Source organism: Streptomyces sp. NPDC037242 (assembly GCF_055604165.1).
The window spans coordinates 1-14,917 of sequence record NZ_JBVJUY010000041.1 but is presented as its reverse complement, the minus strand read 5'-3'; the positions used below and the strand labels follow the sequence as shown (position 1 = coordinate 14,917).

Here is a 14,917-nt window from a genome sequence, read left to right as displayed (position 1 = left end):
CCCCGTTCCTCTTCGCTTACAGGTGCGGCAGGATCGACGGCATCAGGTCCTGGAACGTACGGCCGTTGGCCGGGTTGCCCAGGGCCGTCATCTGCCAGCCACTGCCGACGCGCGAGACCTTCGCCATGATCTGCGCGGTGTACTGGCCGCCGCCGTCGAGGGTGTAGCGGGCCAGCTCCTGGCCGTTGGTCTCGTCGACGATGCGGCAGAACGCGTTCTGCACCTCCTGGAACGTCTGGCCGGTGAACGAGTTCACCGTGAAGACGATCTGGTCGATGTGGACCGGCACGCGCTGCAGGTCGACGAGGATCGACTCGTCGTCGCCGCCCTGGCCGACGCCGCCGACGAGGTTGTCGCCGGTGTGCCGGACCGAGCCGTCGTCGCTCTGCAGGTGGCGGAAGAACACCACGTCCACGGGCTGCTTGTCGGCGAAGAGCACCGCCGACGCGTCCAGGTCGATCTCCCGGGTCCGCGAGCCGAACAGCCCGCGGCGCTTGGCCGCCTGCCAGCCGAGGCCCATCCGGACCGCCGTCAGGGTGCCCCCGTCCGCCTTCTGCAGACTGATGGCCTGACCCTTGGTCATGTTGACCGTCACGCGCTGTCCCCTCTCCATAGCCCACCCCGATCGGCGGGCGCGCAGCGTGTACCTACAGCTCCAGGGCGCGTCGAGAACACGCCCTGGCCCAACCCTACTGACCGGCCCCGGGTCAGGCGAGGCCCGCTTCCTTCATCTGTCGCAGCTCCTTCTTCAGCTCGCTCACCTCGTCCCGGATCCGGGCGGCGACCTCGAACTGCAGCTCCGCGGCCGCGCCGCGCATCCGCTCGGTCATCTGCTCGATGAGTGCGGCCAGCTCCGCGGCCGGACGGTCGGTCAGCACCTCGGCGGCCTTGGCCCCCTTGCCGCCCTTGCCGGCCGCCTTGCCCTGGGCCGTCGCCTTGCCGCCGAGCGCGGGGACGGGGGCCTTGGCTCCCTTGCCCTCCTTGCCCTGCCGGTAGCCGGTGCCCAGGAGCTGCTCCGTGTCGAGCTCCTCGCGGGCGATCGTCGCCACGATGTCGTTGATCTTCTTGCGCAGCGGCTGCGGGTCGATCCCGTTGGCCGTGTTGTACGCGACCTGCTTCTCCCGGCGGCGGTTGGTCTCGTCGATGGCCTGCGCCATGGCCGGGGTGATGCTGTCCGCGTACATGTGGACCTGGCCGGAGACGTTGCGCGCCGCGCGGCCGATGGTCTGGATCAGCGAGGTGCCGGAGCGCAGGAAGCCCTGCTTGTCGGCGTCGAGGATCGCCACCAGCGACACCTCGGGCAGGTCGAGGCCCTCGCGCAGCAGGTTGATGCCGACCAGTACGTCGTACTCGCCGGCCCGCAGTTCGCGCAGCAGCTCGATGCGGCGCAGGGTGTCGACGTCGCTGTGCAGGTAGCGGACCTGGATGCCGAGCTCCAGGAAGTAGTCGGTGAGGTCCTCGGCCATCTTCTTGGTGAGGGTGGTGACCAGGACCCGCTCGTCCTTCTCGACGCGCGTGCGGATCTCGTGGACCAGGTCGTCGATCTGACCCTCGGTCGGCTTGACCACGACCTCGGGGTCGATGAGGCCGGTGGGGCGGATGATCTGCTCGACGAAGCCGTCGCCGCGGGAGAGCTCGTACTTGCCGGGGGTGGCCGACAGGTAGACCGTCTGGCCGATCCGCTTCTGGAACTCCTCCCACTTCAGGGGACGGTTGTCCAGCGCGGACGGCAGCCGGAAGCCGTGGTCGACCAGGGTCCGCTTGCGCGAGGCGTCGCCCTCGTACATCGCGCCGATCTGCGGCACGGTGACGTGCGACTCGTCGATGACGAGGAGGAAGTCCTCGGGGAAGTAGTCGATGAGGGTGTTGGGCGCGGACCCGCGCTCGCGGTCGTCCATGTGCAGGGAGTAGTTCTCGATCCCGGAGCAGGACCCGATCTGGCGCATCATCTCCAGGTCGTAGGTGGTGCGCATGCGCAGGCGCTGCGCCTCCAGCATCTTGCCCTGCTTCTCCAGCTCGGCGAGGCGCTCGGCCAGCTCGGCCTCGATGCCGGCGATCGCCTTCTCCATGCGCTCGGGGCCCGCGACGTAGTGGCTGGCGGGGAAGACGTACAGCTCACGGTCCTCGCTGATGACCTCGCCGGTGAGCGGGTGGAGGGTGGAGAGGGCCTCGATCTCGTCGCCGAACATCTCGATGCGGACGGCCAGTTCCTCGTAGACCGGGAAGATCTCGATGGTGTCGCCGCGCACCCGGAAGGTGCCGCGGGTGAAGGCCACGTCGTTGCGCGTGTACTGGATGTCGACGAAGCGGCGCAGCAGCTGGTCCCGGTCGATCTCCTCGCCGACCTTGAGCGCGACCATCCGGTCGACGTACTCCTGCGGGGTGCCGAGGCCGTAGATGCAGGACACGGAGGCGACGACGATGACGTCGCGCCGGGTCAGCAGGGAGTTGGTCGCGGAGTGGCGCAGCCGCTCCACCTCCTCGTTGATCGAGGAGTCCTTCTCGATGTAGGTGTCCGACTGCGGTACGTAGGCCTCGGGCTGGTAGTAGTCGTAGTACGAGACGAAGTACTCGACGGCGTTGTTCGGCAGGAGCTCGCGGAACTCGTTCGCCAGCTGGGCGGCGAGCGTTTTGTTGGGTGCCATGACCAGCGTGGGGCGCTGGAGCTTCTCGATCATCCAGGCGGTGGTCGCCGACTTGCCGGTGCCGGTCGCGCCGAGCAGCACGACATCCTTCTCACCTGCACGGATGCGCTTCTCCAGCTCGGCGATGGCCGCCGGCTGGTCGCCGCTGGGCTGGTAGGGGCTGACGACCTCGAAAGGCGCCACCGTGCGTTCGATCTTCGATACGGGCCGCATGGGTCAACCGTACGACCCCCCGCTGACACTCAGGCCTCCCCACGGACTCCCGATGTCCGGCGGGTCCGCCCCGGAGCGGTCGGTTCCGGTCGGTATCGGACGGGTCTGTTCTGGTCCGATCGGTTCTGGTCCGTTTGTCGTAGTTCGGTGGCGGCCGGGTGATCTTCAACCCCATGATCGCCATGAAGCAGCTCTCCCTGAAACCGCATCACGCAAGTGCATCGCCGCAACGTCTGCCGCTCCACGCCCGTTTGGGGCGGGAGCAGGTCTCACGACCCGAGGAGAACGCGCATGTACGTCCGACCCGCCGCCGCGGCCACCGCCGCCTTCCTGGGCCTCACCCTCACCGTGCTGGGCGGGACGGCCTCCTCGGCCGCCCCCGGGCCGGACGGATTCACCAACCCGATCGTGTACGCCCACCGGGGTGCTTCGGCGTACGCCCCGGAGAACACCCTGGAGGCCATCGACCTCGCCATGCGGCTGGGCTTCGACTGGGTGGAGAACGACGTCCAGCGCACCAAGGACGGCGAGCTCGTGGTCGTGCACGACGACGCCCTGACCCGCACGACCGACGTAGAACAGGTGTTCCCGGACCGCAAACCCTGGCGGATCGCCGACTTCACGGCGGCGGAGATCGCCCGGCTGGACGCGGGCAGCTGGTTCGGCCCGGACTTCGCGGGGGCCCGCGTGCCGACGCTGCGCGAGTACCTCGACCGGGTACAGCGCAATCAGCAGCGGCTGCTCCTGGAGATCAAGAAGCCGGAGCTCTACCCCGGGATCGAGGAGCAGACCCTGCGGGTCCTGGACCAGGCGGGCTGGCTCGACGAGCAGCACGTGGCCCGCCGCCTCGTCGTCCAGAGCTTCAGCGCCGACTGCGTCCGCATCGTGCACGGACTGCGCCCCGACATCGTGACGGCCTTCCTCGGCACCCCCGAGGTCGCCGACCTGCCCCGGTACGCCGCTTTCACCGACCGGATCAACCCGTGGCACACCACCATCTCCCCGGACTGGGTGGCGGCGGTGCACGGCCTGCGCGGGGCACACGGCAAGGCCATGGAAGTGGACACCTGGATCGTGGACGACCCGGCGACCGCCCGGAAGGTCCAGGAGATGGGGGTGGACGGAATCATCACCAACAAGCCCGACGTCGTACGCGACGCGGTGGGCGGGTACTGACGGGCGGCGCCGGGGCCCGGGCCGGGCTGCCCGGGGCCGGGCCCGGCTGTCAGTGGCGGGCCGTACGGTGGACGCGTGGACAGCACCGAGCGGCCCCGCGGGCCGCACCTGGAATGGACCGTCGTCGACAGCGAGCCCGTCGGCATCGGACCCCTGCTCCTGGCCGCGACCCCGGAGGGTCTGGTCCGGGTCGAGTTCCATGCCGGGCCGGACCGGGTCGAGGAGATGATCGGCTCGCTGGTCTCCCGGCTCGGCGCCGACGCCTGGCGTCCGCCGCCGGGCGGCGAGGTCCTCCTCGCCGAGCCGGTACGCCAGCTGGCCGCGTACTTCGCGGGAACCCTGCGCCGCTTCGAGCTGCCCCTGGACTGGCGGCTCAGCTCCGGCTTCAACCGGCAGGTACTGCTGGAACTGGACCGCTCGGTCCCCTACGGAGCCGTCGTGGGGTACGGAGAACTGGCCGCCCGGGTCGGACAGCCCGGCGCGGCCCAGGCCGTCGGCAACGCCATGGGATCCAACCCCCTGCCCCTCGTGGTGGCCTGCCACCGGGTCGTGGAGAACGACGGCGGCATCGGCGGCTTCGGCGGCGGGGTGGAGACCAAACGCATCCTGCTCGCGCTGGAGGGAGTGCTTCCGCAGCCGCTGTTCTGACCGCGGCCGCCTGACCGGTGAATTCCCGGTTCCCTCCCGTCGTGAGGGGTGCGAAACTGCGGCCGTGACCACTCCCCCGGCCGCAGGCCACGCAGCGCCCGTACGCCAGCCCCAGCCGCGAAGCGGGTGTACGGCGTGAGCACCCTGCCCCGCACCGAGCGCCCGCTGCGCCCGGTCGACCCGGCGGACCTGCCCCGGCTGCGGCGGCGCACCTCCGGGGTGTTGATCGCCAGCCAGATACTGGGCGGCCTCGGCGTGCCCATCAGCATCGCCCTGGCCCCCGTGCTCGCGACCGAGGTCAGCGGGACCGAGGCCATGTCCGGCTTCGCCTCGACCGCCGCCGTCATCGGCACCGCCGTGGTCTCGCTGCCGCTCGCCGCCCTGATGACCGCGCGCGGGCGCCGCCCCGGGCTGGTCCTGGCGTACGCGATCGGAGCCGCCGGCGCGGCCCTCGTCGTACTCGCCGCCTCGGTCAAGAGCATGCCGCTGCTGCTGCTCGGCATGGCCGCCTTCGGCGCCGCGTCCTCCGCGAACCTCCAGGCCCGGTTCGCCGCCGCCGACCTCGCGCCCGCCGACCGCCGCGCCCGGGCCATCTCCGTCGTCGTGTGGGCCTCCACCATCGGCGCAGTGCTCGGACCCAACCTCTCGGCCCCGGCCAGCCGCAGCTTCGCCGGCACTTCCATACCCCAGACGGCGGGCCCCTTCGTGTGGGCCGGCGCCGTCTTCGTGCTCACCGGCGCGCTGATCGCCGTACTCCTGCGGCCGGATCCGCTGCTGACGGCCCGGGCCCTGGCCGGGCCCGAGGAGCAGACCCCCGCGGGACGCTCCCTGCGCGCCGGGTTCGCCGCCGTCAAGGCCTCCCCGCGGGCGCGCCTGGCGCTGGTGACCGTCGCGGTGTCCCACACCACCATGGTCTCGATCATGGTGATGACCCCGGTGGACCTGGGCCACCACGGCGCCGGGCTGGAGCTCATCGGCCTGGTCATCAGCGGTCACATCGCCGGCATGTTCGCCTTCTCCCCGCTGATGGGGTGGCTCGCGGACCGCCTCGGCCGGCTGTCCGTGATCGGACTGGCCGCGGGACTGCTCTCGGTCGCCGCGCTGCTCGCCGGCACGGCCGGGCCGAGCCACGCGCAGAGCGCGCTCGGCCTCTTCCTGCTCGGCCTCGGCTGGTCCGCCGGGATGGTGTCCGGCTCGGCCCTGCTGACGGACTCGGTGCCGCAGCCCGCGCGGGCCGCCGTACAGGGCCTGAGCGACCTCACGATGAACACCGCCGCGGGCGTGGGCGGCGCGGCCGCCGGCCTGGTCATGTCCCAGGCCGGCTACGGCTGGCTGAACGTGATCGGCGCCGCCCTGCTGCTTCCGATGGCGGCGCTCGCCCTGTTCACGGCCCGCCGCCACCCCGTCGCCAAGGGCGGTCAGTAGCTGATGTGGTAGGCCTTGCGGAGCGTCTCGTGCACCGTCCAGGTGGTCTTGTCGCCCTCCCGGAGCACGCAGGCGGAGCCGGGGCCCACCTCCAGGGTCTCGCCGCCCTCGACCTCGATGGTGGCGCGGCCGCTGACCACCACGAACAGCTCGTTGGCCTCCACGTCCGTGACCACGCCGGGGGTGATCTGCCAGATCCCGCGGACCTGTGACCCGTCCTCGGCCTCCCACAGCACGCGGCCCGTCACGACGGGCTCGCCGGAGACGATCTGGGCGGGGTCGAGTACCTCGGTCTCCAGCTCCGAGTCCGGGATCCCGGGTACGGAGACGGCGAAGGAGGCGGGGGCGGCGCTGTGGTCACTGGTGCTCATGGCGGGCAGCCTAATCCGGCCACCCCGCGCGCCGGGGTGACCAGAGCGTCCAGCAACGCCCCCGTCGGCCCGTCACCCTGTCCAGGCCCGAGGCGGTGCACCCGCGGCGTTTCGGCCGGGGCCGGCGCGGCGCGCGGGCCGCGTGCACGTTTCCCGCCGGTGTGCGCCGAGCGCGTTTGGGCGGGTGGATCCCGTGCCATGGATGGGGACATGTCACAGCACACAGCAGCTGCACCACAGGTCCCGGTCCTGTCGGAAGAGGTACGCGAGGCCCTCGCCCGGCGCCGGCCCGTGGTGGCCCTGGAGTCGACGATCCTCGCGCACGGCCTGCCCCGCCCCCGCAATCTGGCGGTCGGCGTGGAGCTGGAGGCCCTGGTCCGGTCGGAGGGGGCGGTTCCGGCAACGGTCGCGGTCATCGACGGAGTGCCGTACGCCGGTCTCGACAAGGCGCAGTTGGAGCGGATCGCGGGCGGCGAGGGCGTGCGCAAGCTCGGCCACCGCGATCTGGCGCCCGCCCTCGCGACGGGGGCGACGGGCGCGACGACGGTGTCCGCGACGGCCTTCCTGGCCGCCCGGGCGGGGCTACGGGTCTTCGCGACGGGCGGGTTGGGCGGCGTGCACCGGGAGTGGGCCCGGACGCAGGACGAGTCGGCGGACCTGTCGCTGCTGGCCCGGACCCGGATCACGGTGGTGTGCGCGGGGGTGAAGTCGATCCTGGACGTGCCGGCCACGCTGCAGCGGCTGGAGACGCTGGGCGTGGGGGTGCTCGGATACGGGACGGAACGTTTTCCCGGGTTCTACCTGGCCAGTTCCGGGGAGCCGGTGGACTGGACCGTGCACCGGCCCGAGGAAGTGGCCGCGGTGATGGCGGCCCAGGACGCGCTGGGCGGCCCGGAGTCGGCGCTGCTGGTCGCCAACCCGGTCGCGGAGGCCGAGCAGTTGGACCCGGAGCTGCACGACCGGGTGCTGGCGGAGGCGCTCGGGGAGTGCCGGGAGCGCGGGATCACGGGGCAGGCGGTGACTCCGTTCCTGCTGGGCCGCCTGGTGCGGGCAACGGGCGGGGCCTCGCTGGAGGCCAACCTCGCGGCGGTACGGGGCAACGTACGGCTCGGGGCCCGGATCGCGGGGGCCTGGGCGGAACGGGCGTGACCGGGGCGGGGGCAGCCGGTGCGGGGGCAGCCGGTGCGGGGGCAGCCGGTGCGGGGGCAGCCGGGGGGCGGGACACCGGATCCGGAACGGGAGCGGCCGGGGCCCGGCCCGGGGCGCTGGTGGTCGTCGGGGACGTGGTGACGGACGTGGTCGCGGTGCATCCGGAGCCACTGGCTCCGGCCACCGACACCCCGGCCCGGATCCGGACCCTCCCGGGCGGCGCCGGGGCCAACGCGGCCTGCTGGGCGGCCCGCTCGGGCGCGGCCGAGGTACGCCTCCTCGCGCGGGTGGGCACGGAATCGGCGCGGTGGCACGAGCAGGCGCTGCTCGACGCGGGCGTGCTGCCGCGGCTGGTGGTCGATGCGGCCGAGCCGACGGGGACGGTGGTCGCGCTGGTCGGCAAGGACGCCGAGCGGACCTTCCTGACCGACAGCGGGGCCTCGCTCAGGCTCTCCCCCGCCGACTGGGCGCCGGAGCTGCTGGACGGCGCCGCCCGGCTCCATCTGTCCGGCTACCTGTTCTTCGCCGACAGCAGCCGCGAGCTGGCCCTGGTCGCGCTACGGGCCGCCCGCGCCCGGGGGATCCCGGTGAGCGTCGACCCGGCCTCGGCGGGGTTCTTGGCCACGCTGGGCCCGGAGCGCTTCCTGGACGCCGTGGCGGGGATCGACGTACTGCTGCCGAACGAGGACGAGGCCCGGCTGCTCGCGGGGGCGACGGCGACGGCCGGGGCGGCACGGGCCGCGGCGGAGCTGAGCCGGCGGGTGCCGCTGGTGGTGGTGACGCGGGGCGCGGGCGGGGCCCTGGTCGCCGAGGGCGGCCGGGTGACGGCCGAGGTCGCCGCCGAGACGGCGACGGCGGTGGATTCCACGGGCGCCGGGGACGCGTTCACCGGCGGGTTCCTCGCGGCCCTGCTGGCGGGGGCGGACGCGGCGCGGGCCGCCGCGGAGGGCTGCCGGGCGGCGGCGCTGGCGGTCACCCGGCTGGGCGGGCGACCGTAGGACGGGGGCGACCACCGGGGCGACCACCGGGTGCGCGGAGTCAGCCGTTCTGTGCTCCGCGCAGCCCCGTCCAGGCGGGGTGGCGCGGGTCGTCGGCGCGGACGAGGACGTCGGCCAGGTCCGCCGGGTCGGTCTCGGCCTCGTAGCGCTCGAAGGCGGGCAGGGTCCAGCGCGCGGACTCCTCGGTGCGGCGGGCGAGCGCCCCCGGGGAGAGCCGGATGTGCACGCTGAGGTCGAAGGGGAACCAGTGGCCCAGCAGCAGCGGGCCGTGCACGATCACCACGCCGTCCGGCGGGAGTTCGGCGTACGGGCTGCGGGTGGCCCGGTCGGTCGCCGGGTCCCACAGGTCGGGCAGCACGCGTCCGGTGCCGCCGGGGTCGGTCGGGCCGAACACCTCCCGCCAGAGCGCTGCCGTGTCGTACCAGCCGCCGAGGTAGGTGTCCACGTCCTCGCGGCCGAACTCGAAGCGCAGGGAGGCCGGGCGCAGGAAGCCCTCGGCCGGCACCACCAGCACCGAACGGCCGCGCAGGCGCAGGGCGTCGGCGAGCTCCCCGGCCAGCACGCCGGTGCCGGCGGCGGGGGCGCCGTCGATGCCCACGCGCTGCCAGGCCGCCTCCGCGGGGGTGGCGCCGCGCTCTTCGAGGTGACCGGCGAGCCGCTCGGCCATCCGCTGCCATGTGATCGCTTCCAGCTGCACCGACCCATTGTCAGTGGTGGCCCTTAGCGTTTTTCACGAGGGATCACCGGCGCACAGGGGCCGGCGGCCCGGCCTTGGGGAGGGGTCTGTCATGGCTCGGGAGACGACGTATCTGGAGCTGTCGCAGGAGGGTGGCGGCGCGCACAAGTTCTACGAGGTGACCGTGGACGGCACGGACGTCTCGGTGCGCTACGGACGCATCGGCGCCGACGGCCAGTTGCAGGCCTCCTCCTTCCCTACGGCTGAGAAGGCCCGCGCGGCCGCCGCCAAGAAGATCGGCGAGAAGGTCCGCAAGGGTTACGCCCCGGCGCAGCGCGGCGCCCGCGCGGCCCGGTCGGTGACCCGCCGCGAGGTGACGTCGGCGCCGTCGACGGCGCGCGCGGTGGCCCCGGTGCTGTGGCGGTTCCGTACCGGCTCCTCGGCCTTCGGGATCCATGTGGACGAGGACCGCTGCTGGGTCGGCAACCAGGCGGGGGACGTCTACACGCTGAGCCACGGCGGTGAGGTGCTGGCCCGGTATTCGCTGCCGGACGGGGTGAAGTGCCTGGTCGCGGACGAGTTCTGGATATACGCGGGCTGTGATGACGGCACGGTGTACGACCTGTCGTCGAAGGTGCCGTTCGGGGCGTACGACATCGCGGCGGATGTGGACATCTTCTGGCTCGACATCCGCGAGGGCGTGCTGAATGTGTCCGACCGCAGCGGCGGACTCACCGTCATCGACCACGAGGACGAGTTCCAGTGGTCGCGGCGGTCGGCCGGTTCCAACGCGTGGATGGTGCGTGCGGACGCGGACGCCGTCTACCACGGGCACAGCAAGGGCGTGACGGCCTACGCCCCGGACGGCGGCGCGCAGCTGTGGCACACGGCAACCAGCGGGTCCGTGCTGTTCGGCTGGCAGGAGGACCACGCGGTGTACGCGGGGACCGGGCGCAATCAGGTGCAGCGGCTGTCGAAGGCGACGGGCGAGGTGGAGGCCTCGTACCGGTGTGATGCGGCGGTGTACGCGTGCGCGACCTCGCCGGACGGGCGGCACGTGTTCGCCGGTGACTACACCTCCTCGGTGTACTGCTTCGACGCCGACGGACGGCGGCTGTGGAAGCTGAGCACCGGGTGCGGGTCGGCGCTGTCCATGCAGTACCTGGACGAGCGGCTGTATCTGGTGACCACGGACGGGTCCCTCGTCTGCGTGGACGCGAGCGAGGCGGCGATAGCCGCGGCCCAGCAGGGTTCGGTGCCGACGGCGGTGGATGTGAAGTCGGCGGCCGCCCTGCCGGTGTTCACCCCGGCGGCCTCGGCGGCCGCCGTGGCGACGGTCTCGGTGGCCGCGGCGCCCGCGGGCGGCGTGGTGGTGGAGTGCGTGCAGCAGGGCGGCCGGATGCGCGTGCAGGTGGTGTCGGGGGGCTATGAGCCTTCCTGGAACGTGCAGTTCCCCCGCGGGATCCGGGAGCCCGGCGCCCGGTACGTGGTCGAGGGACTCCACGCGGCCTCGGGGGGCTTCTACCGGGTCCGCGGGGAGATACGCCGCCTCGTGTGACACTCGGGCTTCACGCAGGACACCCCGGGCATGCGCACGGCGCGGCCCCGGACGGCGCCTCGGCGGGTACCGCGAAGGGGGCGTCGTCGGCCAGCGCGCAGGTCACGTAGAGCACGACCGGTTCGGTGCCGAGGTTGCGCCCGATATGGACGTGGCGCCGGCCCGCGGGTTCGACGAAGCTGGCGCCGGCGCGGTGCACCACGACCGTGTTGTCGTGCAGGATCCTGGTCAGCGTCCCGGACTTGACCACAGCTATCAGCGGGACCCGGTGGTAGTGCCAGCCGGTGCAGCCGCCGGGCTCTATGACGACCTCGCGGGCCGTGAGGTTTCCGGTGGCCGCGGCCCCGGAAGCCGCCGCCCCGGTGGCCGCGGCCCTGACGGCTGCCGCCTTGACGGCCGCCGCCTCCTTCGGGCGCCGCGCCGTCGACTGTCGTCCACCCATGTGCTCCTCCTCCATGGGCCCGCCGGACCCACTCGATTGAAGGTAGGAGGACATCACGATGTAGGGGAAGAGTCCGTGAATGCGCAACTACCCATCCCTACAAGGTGATATACGGCCCGGACGGCGGTATCACTTCGTCATGAGCTTGGTGGTGTTCGAGTCACTGAAGCAGATCCACTGCGCGGAGTGCCGACAGGGTCCGCTCCGGCATCTGGTCCGCGAGGCCGGCGTGCCGCGCTGCCTGGACTGCGCCGACCTCGGGCATCTCGTCTACCTCCCGCGCGGCGACGCGGCCCTCACCCGCCGGGCCCGTGAGGCCAGTTCGCTCTCCGCCGTCGTCGTGCGCTTCCACAGGCGCCGGCACCGCTACGAGCGCCAGGGACTGCTCGTCGAGGACGCCGCGCTCGTCCGCGCCGAACGCTCCTGCCTCGCGGACGCCGAGGCGCGGGCCCGCCGCCGGGAGCGCGACCGGCTGCGCCGGGCGGCCGAGGACACCCGGTTCACGGCGGCCTTCACCGCGGAGATCCTGCGGCTGTTCCCCGGGTGCCCGGCCGACCGGGCGGCCGCGATCGCCGCCCACGCCTCGCTGCGCGGCAGCGGCCGGGTGGGCCGCAGCGCGGCGGGCCGGGCCCTCGACGAGCTGGCCGTCTCCGTCGCCGTACGGGCAGCCGTGCGGCACACCGACACCGAGTACGACGCGCTGCTGATGGCGGGAGTCCCGCGGTTCACGGCCCGCGCCAGGCTGGCGGCGCGGATCGACGCGATCCTGGACGGGTGGCGGCGGCCCTAGGTCGTGTCGTCAAAGTCCCGTCTGGACGGCTGGGCCTGGCACCGCCCTTCGGGCGGCCGACGCCACTTTGACGACACTCCTTAGCCGAGGCGGAAGCGGCGGTAGAGGAGCACTCCGCCGAGGAGCAGCGCGCCGCCGCCGGGCAGCAGGTAGCCGACGCCGTCGGCTCCGGTGTGGGCGAGCGCCGGGCCCTGCGGCGGGGCCGGCGGGGTGACGGGGCGCACGACGGCCGGCGGCTGGGCGGGCTTGCCCCCGCTGGGGGGTCCACCGTTGACGGAGGTGTTGCCGGCGGAGGTGTTGCCGACCCCGACGACGCTCACCGAGTTGCCGCTGATGTTCAGCGGCACGTCGACGGGGAGCCGGAGCCCGTTGCCGGACAGCAGCCCCGGAGAATCCTTTCCGCGCCCCTCGGCGACCGCGCCCCCGCCGTTGTCGGCACCCCTGCCGTTCTCGGCACCCCGGCCGGAGCCCGGTTTCGAGTGCGCGGACCCCGACGACGGATGCGAGGGCCGGGGGTCAGGATGTCCGCCGCCCTTACCCGGGGCCGCGTTGACGCACTGGTTCCCGGCGGCCGAGTTCAGCACGCCGACCACGCTCACCGTGTTCCCGCACACGTTCACCGGGGTGTGCACCGGCAGTTGCACCAGGTTCCCCGACAGCAGCCCCGGCGAGCGCTCGGCCCGCCCGCCCGCGTCCGCGTCGGCGTAGGCGAAGCCGCCCGCCCCGGCGACCGCCAGTCCGCCTCCCGCAACCACCGCCGCGATCAAGCCATTCCGACGACTGTGACGCATCAGTTTCCCTGCCTTCCGGAGGAGTCAGCGGGTGCTGCACCCGCACCGGAAACAACGCCGTAAACCCATATGGGTTATAGAGCCGGTACGCATTTCACTCCATCGTGTACTGGGTACTCCGTACTTCATGACTGATCGCCCGCTGCTCCTCCTCGACGTGGACGGCCCCCTGAATCCCTTCCGGTCGCACCTCGCGGGCCTGCGCGGATACACCGGTCACCGGATGCGCCCGGACGTCTGGATGGCCCGCCGGGCACCGGATTCCCGCAGCGCCCGGCGCGGCCTGCGGGTGCGCCTGCACCCCTCCCACGGCCCCCGTCTGCTGGCCCTGCCCTTCGAACTCGCCTGGGCCACCACCTGGATGCACGAGGCCAACACGATGATCGCCCCGCACATCGGACTTCCCGCTGATCTTCCTGTCATCGAATGGCCGGAACTCTTCGCCCGCGACCCCGACGGCCTCTCCTGGAAGACCCGTCCCCTCCTCGACTGGGCGGCCGGCCGCCCCTTCGCCTGGGTGGACGACATGATCAAACCGCGCGACCGCGCCTGGGTCGCCGCCCACCACCCCGCCCCGGCCCTCCTCCTGCGCATCCACCCCCGACACGGCCTGCGCGACCGCGACTTCACGGCCTTGACGCGCTGGGCGGAGCAGGTCAGCGCAGCAGGGCGGTGACCGGGTCCGGGGACGGTCGGCCGATGGGCCACCAGTCCTCGTCGTCCGGACGGGACTCGTAGCCGTACCAGAGGGCGTCGCGGCCCAGGCGGAGTTGGCGGGTGCGGTCCGTGAGCCGGTTGCGGTCGGGCCGGAACGAGCCCTGCGAGGCGGCCAGGAGAGCCGGGCGGGCCCGGTCGAAGGGCCCGGCCGGAGGATCCCAGGGCTCCTCCAGGGCAGCGAGTGCGCCGAGGCCGCCCTGCCGCCAGGCCGCCGCTCCCCGGGCGAGGTCGGTGGTGCTGCGCCCGGTGGCGCGGGCCAGATCCCGGTAGAGGGCCCGGGCCGCGCCGGTGAGCCCGGCCGTGGGGTGCGCGGAGGCCAGCCGGACGGCGTCCTGCCACAGGGTGAGCCCGTCGATCGGGTCCTCGCCGGTGGTGAGCAGCGCCAGGGCGCGGGCGGCAGCGTCGCCGGCGAGCTGGTCCAGGGCGAGGGGATCCGGAGCCGCAGGGTCCGCCGGGTAGGCCGGCGGCAGCCCGACGGCGGCGGGAGCGCCCACGGGAGCCGGCAGCAGCGGCAGGCCGGTGCGGGCCAGGGCCGCGCGGGCCGGCACCCCGGGGAAGTCCGGTGCCGTGTCGGGCTGTTCCCGGGCGGCGTGCGCCGCGCTGCGCCGGGCCAGCTCGTCCAGCAGCTCCCGCTCGCCCCGGCCGCGCAGGAGCAGCAGGACGAACGGATCGGCATCGAGCAGGCGGGCGGCCCGGTAGCAGAGCGCGGCGGCGTGCTTGCAGGGCGGACGCGCGATGTCCGGGCAGGAGCAGCGCGGGGCGAGCTCGCCCCGGCCGGGCAGGATCGTCTCCGCGAGCGACTCCGGGACCTCCCGCTCCAGCAGCGCCGCCAGCGCCGTCGGGTCGGCCGCCACCTCCTCCAGCAGCTCGCGCCACTCGGCGTCCGCGAAGGCGGGCACGGACAGTTCGGTGCGGTAGGGGCGGGGCCGGCTGCCCCGGACGTACGCCACGATCCGGCCGGGGGTGATCGTGACCGCGTCGACATGGCCCTCGACGGCATACACGCGCCCCCTGGCCAGGCGGGCCGGATCGCGGGACACCGATTCGAGGGCCGACACCCAGGCCCGGCCCCACCAGCTGACGGGCTCCACCCCGGCGGGCACGGTCTCGAAGGTGCGGCGGCGGTCGTCCCGGGCGGTGATCATGCGGGCCTCCGCAGCGATACGAGGTCCGCCAGCTCGCGGTCGGTCAGCTCGGTCAGCGCCGACTCCCCGGAGCCCAGCACGGCGTCGGCCAGCGCCCGCTTGGCCTCCAGCATCTCGGCGATGCGGTCCTCGACGGTGCCTTCGGCGATGATGCGGTGGACCTGGACGGGCTG

The 14,917-nt window shown here is 73.3% G+C and carries 15 protein-coding genes; 8 read left to right on the top strand and 7 right to left on the bottom strand.

Annotated elements, in window-relative coordinates; genetic code table 11:
- Positions 1-16: 16 nt before the first annotated feature.
- Together ACZ7GJ_RS33965 and uvrB are read right to left on the bottom strand one after the other, a co-directional pair.
- Positions 17-595: a TerD family protein gene (locus ACZ7GJ_RS33965; RefSeq protein WP_365920741.1), complete on the bottom strand. Its 579-nt coding sequence runs from the start codon at positions 593-595 to the stop codon at positions 17-19.
- A 112-nt stretch (positions 596-707) separates the two neighbouring features.
- Positions 708-2,858 carry an excinuclease ABC subunit UvrB gene (gene uvrB, locus ACZ7GJ_RS33960; protein ID WP_470757223.1) on the bottom strand — a complete coding sequence of 717 codons (2,151 nt, stop codon included), beginning with the start codon at positions 2,856-2,858 and terminating at the stop codon, positions 708-710.
- 291 nt (positions 2,859-3,149) lie between these two features.
- On the opposite strand from uvrB, the gene ACZ7GJ_RS33955 reads away from it, so the two are divergent.
- The 3 genes from ACZ7GJ_RS33955 (at position 3,150) to ACZ7GJ_RS33945 (ending at position 6,107) form a co-directional block, all read left to right on the top strand.
- On the top strand, positions 3,150-4,034 hold the full coding sequence (locus tag ACZ7GJ_RS33955) for a glycerophosphodiester phosphodiesterase (protein ID WP_470757221.1): 885 nt from the start codon (positions 3,150-3,152) through the stop codon (positions 4,032-4,034).
- 75 nt (positions 4,035-4,109) lie between these two features.
- A complete protein-coding gene (locus ACZ7GJ_RS33950) occupies positions 4,110-4,682 on the top strand; it encodes a methylated-DNA--[protein]-cysteine S-methyltransferase (RefSeq protein WP_470757219.1) in 573 nt (190 codons plus the stop codon).
- 144 nt (positions 4,683-4,826) lie between these two features.
- A complete protein-coding gene (locus ACZ7GJ_RS33945) occupies positions 4,827-6,107 on the top strand; it encodes an MFS transporter (protein WP_470757308.1) in 1,281 nt (426 codons plus the stop codon).
- On the opposite strand, the gene ACZ7GJ_RS33940 is transcribed toward ACZ7GJ_RS33945, so the two are convergent.
- Positions 6,101-6,478 carry a cupin domain-containing protein gene (locus ACZ7GJ_RS33940; RefSeq protein ID WP_470757217.1) on the bottom strand — a complete coding sequence of 126 codons (378 nt, stop codon included), beginning with the start codon at positions 6,476-6,478 and terminating at the stop codon, positions 6,101-6,103. The genes ACZ7GJ_RS33945 and ACZ7GJ_RS33940 overlap by 7 nt on opposite strands.
- A gap of 210 nt (positions 6,479-6,688) precedes the next feature.
- Here ACZ7GJ_RS33940 and ACZ7GJ_RS33935 point away from each other — a divergent pair, with 210 nt between their 5' ends.
- On the top strand, positions 6,689-7,627 hold the full coding sequence (locus ACZ7GJ_RS33935) for a pseudouridine-5'-phosphate glycosidase (protein WP_470757215.1): 939 nt from the start codon (positions 6,689-6,691) through the stop codon (positions 7,625-7,627).
- Positions 7,624-8,625 (top strand): carbohydrate kinase family protein, encoded by a 1,002-nt coding sequence (locus ACZ7GJ_RS33930; protein WP_470757213.1) that lies wholly within the window; start codon positions 7,624-7,626, stop codon positions 8,623-8,625. Before ACZ7GJ_RS33935 ends, ACZ7GJ_RS33930 begins: the two co-directional genes overlap by 4 nt.
- A gap of 40 nt (positions 8,626-8,665) precedes the next feature.
- Here ACZ7GJ_RS33930 and ACZ7GJ_RS33925 read toward each other — a convergent pair whose 3' ends face one another.
- Positions 8,666-9,322: a nucleoside/nucleotide kinase family protein gene (locus ACZ7GJ_RS33925; protein ID WP_470757211.1), complete on the bottom strand. Its 657-nt coding sequence runs from the start codon at positions 9,320-9,322 to the stop codon at positions 8,666-8,668.
- A 91-nt stretch (positions 9,323-9,413) separates the two neighbouring features.
- On the opposite strand from ACZ7GJ_RS33925, the gene ACZ7GJ_RS33920 reads away from it, so the two are divergent.
- A complete protein-coding gene (locus tag ACZ7GJ_RS33920; protein WP_470757210.1) occupies positions 9,414-10,859 on the top strand; it encodes a WGR domain-containing protein in 1,446 nt (481 codons plus the stop codon).
- Positions 10,860-10,869: 10 nt separating this feature from the next.
- On the opposite strand, the gene ACZ7GJ_RS33915 is transcribed toward ACZ7GJ_RS33920, so the two are convergent.
- Complete coding sequence (locus ACZ7GJ_RS33915; protein WP_470757209.1) at positions 10,870-11,301, bottom strand: cupin domain-containing protein; 432 nt, start codon at positions 11,299-11,301, stop codon at positions 10,870-10,872.
- Positions 11,302-11,440: 139 nt separating this feature from the next.
- On the opposite strand from ACZ7GJ_RS33915, the gene ACZ7GJ_RS33910 reads away from it, so the two are divergent.
- Positions 11,441-12,091 (top strand): DUF2293 domain-containing protein, encoded by a 651-nt coding sequence (locus ACZ7GJ_RS33910; RefSeq protein ID WP_470757208.1) that lies wholly within the window; start codon positions 11,441-11,443, stop codon positions 12,089-12,091.
- An 80-nt stretch (positions 12,092-12,171) separates the two neighbouring features.
- On the opposite strand, the gene ACZ7GJ_RS33905 is transcribed toward ACZ7GJ_RS33910, so the two are convergent.
- Positions 12,172-12,858, bottom strand: a complete 687-nt coding sequence (locus ACZ7GJ_RS33905) for a chaplin (RefSeq protein WP_470757207.1) — start codon at positions 12,856-12,858, stop codon at positions 12,172-12,174.
- Between the two features lie 151 nt (positions 12,859-13,009).
- Here ACZ7GJ_RS33905 and ACZ7GJ_RS33900 point away from each other — a divergent pair, with 151 nt between their 5' ends.
- Positions 13,010-13,558: a hypothetical protein gene (locus tag ACZ7GJ_RS33900; protein ID WP_470757205.1), complete on the top strand. Its 549-nt coding sequence runs from the start codon at positions 13,010-13,012 to the stop codon at positions 13,556-13,558.
- Here the strand turns inward: ACZ7GJ_RS33900 and ACZ7GJ_RS33895 are convergent.
- Entirely contained in the window at positions 13,539-14,744 is a 1,206-nt protein-coding gene (locus ACZ7GJ_RS33895; protein WP_470757204.1) for an SWIM zinc finger family protein, read from the bottom strand. The two genes, ACZ7GJ_RS33900 and ACZ7GJ_RS33895, sit on opposite strands and share 20 nt — an antisense overlap.
- Positions 14,745-14,917: the final 173 nt, after the last annotated feature.